Origin of the sequence: Mycolicibacterium arseniciresistens, assembly GCF_030519285.1 — a bacterium.
Lineage (GTDB): Bacteria > Actinomycetota > Actinomycetes > Mycobacteriales > Mycobacteriaceae > Mycobacterium > Mycobacterium arseniciresistens.
The window spans coordinates 1-4,117 of the sequence record NZ_JAUMSQ010000437.1; the positions used below are offsets into that span (position 1 = coordinate 1).

4 protein-coding genes are annotated in these 4,117 nt (G+C 68.1%); all 4 read right to left on the reverse strand.

Annotation, left to right across the window (positions count from 1 at the left end; all coding sequences use genetic code 11):
- Nucleotides 1–131: 131 nt before the first annotated feature.
- The 4 genes from Q2100_RS30015 to Q2100_RS30030 all read right to left on the reverse strand — a co-directional run bounded on the left by Q2100_RS30015 (nucleotide 132) and on the right by Q2100_RS30030 (nucleotide 3,870).
- On the reverse strand, nucleotides 132–1,160 hold the full coding sequence (locus tag Q2100_RS30015) for a hypothetical protein (RefSeq protein WP_302916953.1): 1,029 nt from the start codon (nucleotides 1,158–1,160) through the stop codon (nucleotides 132–134).
- Between the two features lie 63 nt (nucleotides 1,161–1,223).
- The gene (locus tag Q2100_RS30020) at nucleotides 1,224–1,898 is read right to left on the reverse strand and encodes a hypothetical protein (RefSeq protein ID WP_302916954.1); all 675 of its coding nucleotides are present in this window, start codon (nucleotides 1,896–1,898) and stop codon (nucleotides 1,224–1,226) included.
- Between the two features lie 18 nt (nucleotides 1,899–1,916).
- Entirely contained in the window at nucleotides 1,917–2,552 is a 636-nt protein-coding gene (locus Q2100_RS30025) for a PaaI family thioesterase (RefSeq protein ID WP_302916955.1), read from the reverse strand.
- 22 nt (nucleotides 2,553–2,574) lie between these two features.
- Entirely contained in the window at nucleotides 2,575–3,870 is a 1,296-nt protein-coding gene (locus Q2100_RS30030; RefSeq protein WP_269896596.1) for an adenylosuccinate synthase, read from the reverse strand.
- Between the last annotated feature and the right edge of the window lie 247 nt (nucleotides 3,871–4,117).

Genomic DNA, 4,117 nt, shown 5'->3' on the forward strand with positions numbered 1-4,117 from the left:
CCGCCGAACCCGCTCCTGCACCGGCCGACCCGCCCGCCGAGCCGGTGTTGCAGCCGCTGGCTCCGCTTGCGCCGCCGGTTCTCGACCCGGCGCCGGTGGTGCAGCTGGCACCGTGAGGTGGGGGCCGGGCGTCAGTTCTTCCTGTCGAACCGCTGGCGTTGCCGGACGCCGTAGGCCGCCGACTTCACGGCTTCGTCATCCTCCATCCCCGACCCGAGAGCACCACCCAGGGTCGCGATGGCAGCCACCAGCCACGCCAGCTGCAACAAGGTCGACAGGTCGACGGGATGGCCGATGTTCTGAGCGATCAACCCCGGTGGGATGGTCCACCAGGCGGTCACCAACAACAGCAGGAACAGCGCGACATGGAAGATGGCGACGCCGAGTGTCAGCGTGATCACCGTCGCTGCGTTGTACAGCCCCGCGCGTTCCCGTTCATCGGCCGATTCAGGGCGTTCCCACAACTCGTGGTCCAGGATCAGCCAGGCGATCATCGCGGCGCTCGCGAGTATCGTCGCCGCGATCATCCGCCACGGGCCCATGGTGTCGGACAACTGCCAGATCGTCGGATAGGCAAGGCTCACCGCCCCGGTGGCGAACGCCGCCATCATCACCTTGGACATGCCGGAGACCAACCGCCACGGGCGGTTCGCGTAGACCATCCCGGAGAGAAGCCGTAACCGTGACAGCGCAGACGGCGCGGAGTAGCGCACCACGCCGTCTTTCTCAGTGCGAGTCAGTCGCTTCGCCGAGCCGTCCGGCTCGCCGGACTGCAGTACCTCGGCCACCACCGTCCTCGCCATCGCACGTACGCGGTGATCGAGGCGTACGCCGCCCATCGCAGGAATAGAGATCACCGCGAACCGGTGCTGCACGCTGATGTCGGCGATCGTCGGCGTCGTCCCCACGCGCCGGGCGAGGTCCGTCAAGTAGACGATGTCCGCGTCCTCACCCGCCGGGTCGATGGTGCGGACCAGATCAGGGACGCCATCGTGCTCGTCGATCGCGTACGCCTCGCGGCGCATGGACACGTCCCACCCGCGCTTGGCAGAGCTACCTTCGGGCAGCACCTCCGGGAGCGATTCAGATAGACGTTCGGCCATTGCCGCCGGTGCACCTGGATCGGCGATGAGAAGAATTGATGATGTGACCCCAGACATCTAATAACGCGTACCCACGACGGATTCCGTCAAACGCGATCTTGTCCGAGCGGCCGCCGGCGGCTAGCGCCGCTCGCCCGCCTCGTGGTCGCCCCAGTGCACCACGCCGGCGCGGGCCAGCAGCAGCACGCTGACCAGCAGCACCCACACCGGGAACGCCAGCACCAGCCACGCACTCACGTCACCGGCGAGCAGCAGGGCCACCGCCACCAGGTAGGTGGCGTACACCAGCGGACGCGGCATGAGCCCGGTGCGCAGCCAGATCGTCGCCAGCGAGATCATGAACACCGCCGCCATCCGCACGCCGTAGGTCTTGCTCAGCGCGTTGAGCAGTGTCTGCCCGAACGCCACCACCTCGGCGTGCACCGCGGAATTCTCCGACACCGCCCTGGTGGCGATCAGGCCCTCGCCGACCGCCACGGTGGTGAACATCATCGCCAGGAACAGCAGTCCGCTGCCGATGAACACGCTGGCGAAGAACTTGTCCTCGTAGCGGCCGAGTCCGTCGCGGACGACGCCGATGAACCACAGGAAGGCGATGCCCGCGAACGGCATCAGCACCGACGCCCACCGCAGCCGGCCACTGGCCCCGTCGACCCACTGTGAACCCGGCGCGCCGCCCTCGGGCAGCGCCGTGCGGATGAGAATCAGTGCGGCGCCGAACAACAGCGCGAACAGCACCCCCGCCGCCGCCGCGGCCTTGGGCGTCGTCAGCCTGCGCAGATGATTGTCGACCACGCGGTCATGGTGTCACGCTCAGGGCTGTCCGGGCAGCAATCTGATCATCAGGCCATTCGCCTCGGCCAGCAGATTCCCTTCGGGATCGCGCATCTCGGCGTTGACGAACGACTTGCGGCCCTGTGCCTCGCGGACCCAGCCCCGCACCGTCAGCGTGGTGTCGATCGGCGTCACCTTGCGGTAGTCGACGTGCAGGAAGCCGGTGCGACTGATCGGCCTGCCGGTGGCGTGGATGACCATCCCGAACACCGAGTCGAACATCAGCGGCAGCACCCCGCCGTGCACCGCGTAGTTGCCGCCGACGTGGAAACGGCTGAACTGCACGGTCAGCTCGACGGCCTCGGCGTCGAACTTCGTCACCCGGTACGGCGCCATCAACAGGCTGCCCGCGCCCGGCAACTCCGGCACCCGGTTGGCCGGGCCGACGCCCTCGGCGGCCTCGAACGGGTCGAGCAACTCGACGAGCGCCTCGACGTGCTCGGCGGCCTTCTCCCACGTGTCGGTGTCCGGAGCGGCCGACACCGCCAGGTCCTGAGCGCGCCGCATCGCGGTCAGGAACCGCGCGAAACCGGGTCCGGGATCGGCGCGTTCGAAGTTCGGGAACCCGCCGTGCCTGTCGTATTCGGGATCGACCAGCCGCGGGTCGTCTGTCATGCCTCGACTCCCGCTCGGGAAGTCACTTTGCCGCCAGGATGTCGCGGCGCACGATCGTCTGCTCACGTCCCGGGCCGACACCGATACACGAAACATGGGCTCCGGCAAGCTCTTCGAGCCGAAGCACGTAGTCGCGGGCCTTGGCGGGCAGGTCGTCGAATTCGCGCGCGGTGGAGATGTCCTCCCACCAGCCCGGCAGTTCCTCGTAGATCGGTTCGGCGATCGCGATGTCGGACTGCGTCATCGGCATGTCGTCGGTGCGCTTGCCGTTCACCCGGTAGCCCACGCACACCGGCACGGTCTCCAGGCTGGACAGCACGTCCAGCTTGGTCAGGAAGTAGTCGGTGATGCCGTTGACGCGGGTGGCGTACCGGGCGATCACCGCGTCGAACCAGCCGCAGCGCCGCGGCCGCCCGGTGGTGACACCGACCTCACCGCCGGTCTTGGCCAGATAGGCGCCGTACTCGTCGAACAGCTCGGTGGGGAACGGGCCCGATCCCACGCGGGTGGTGTAGGCCTTGAGGATGCCGAGCACCGTGGTGATGCGGGTTGGCCCGATACCCGATCCGACCGATGCGCCACCGGCCGTCGGATTCGAGGACGTGACAAAGGGATACGTGCCGTGGTCGACGTCGAGCAGCGTGCCCTGCGAACCCTCGAGCAGCACCGTCTCGCCGCGTTCGAGGGCCGCGTTGAGCAGCAGCCGGGCGTCGGCGATGCGGTGGGTGAACCCCTCGGCCTGGGCCAGCAGGTTGTCCACCACCTCGGCCGCGTCGAGGGCCTTGCGGTTGTAGATCTTCACCAGCATCTGGTTCTTGAGTTCCAGTGCCGCCTCGATCTTCTCGGTCAGCTGATTGGGGTCGAGCACGTCGGCGACCCGGATGCCGATGCGCGCGATCTTGTCCTGGTAGCAGGGTCCGATGCCGCGGCCGGTGGTGCCGATCTTCTTGCTGCCCGCGTATCGCTCGACCACCTTGTCGATCGCCACGTGGTACGGCATCAGCAGGTGGGCGTCGGCCGAGATGAGCAGCCGGTCGGTGTCGACGCCGCGGTCCTCGAGCCCTCTCAGCTCGGTGAGGAGCACCCCCGGGTCGACGACGACGCCGTTGCCGATCACGTTGGTCACCCCGGGCGTCAGGATGCCCGACGGGATCAGGTGCAGCGCGAAGTTCTCGCCGGTGGGCAGCACCACGGTGTGCCCGGCGTTGTTGCCGCCCTGGTACCGCACGACCCACTGGACGCGCCCACCGAGCAGATCGGTGGCCTTTCCTTTGCCCTCGTCGCCCCACTGGGCGCCGATGAGCACGATTGCCGGCATGGCTTCTCCGCTTCAGTGCGTGAAAATGACGTGTGCAGCCGGTGAGCTACCTTATCCGACCGGACACATACCCGTTTGCGAGGAGCTTTCCTTGACCACCACCGACGTCGCGGTGCTGCGCTGCGGCGACCGGCCGGCGCCGCGGCCGCTGCGGATGCTGCCGACGGTCGAACTCGACGAGGTCGACCGGTGCAGGCGGGTGGTCGTGCGCGGGGACGATGCGCAGCTGGCCGCCGTGCTGACCCGG

What these genes read in the sequence shown, in the direction of transcription:
- Q2100_RS30015 (WP_302916953.1), bottom strand. Translation starts at nt 1,160, where the DNA reads ATGTCTGGGGTCACATCATCAATTCTTCTCATCGCCGATCCAGGTGCA.
- Q2100_RS30025 (WP_302916955.1), bottom strand. Translation starts at nt 2,552, where the DNA reads ATGACAGACGACCCGCGGCTGGTCGATCCCGAATACGACAGGCACGGC.
- Q2100_RS30030 (WP_269896596.1), bottom strand. Translation starts at nt 3,870, where the DNA reads ATGCCGGCAATCGTGCTCATCGGCGCCCAGTGGGGCGACGAGGGCAAA.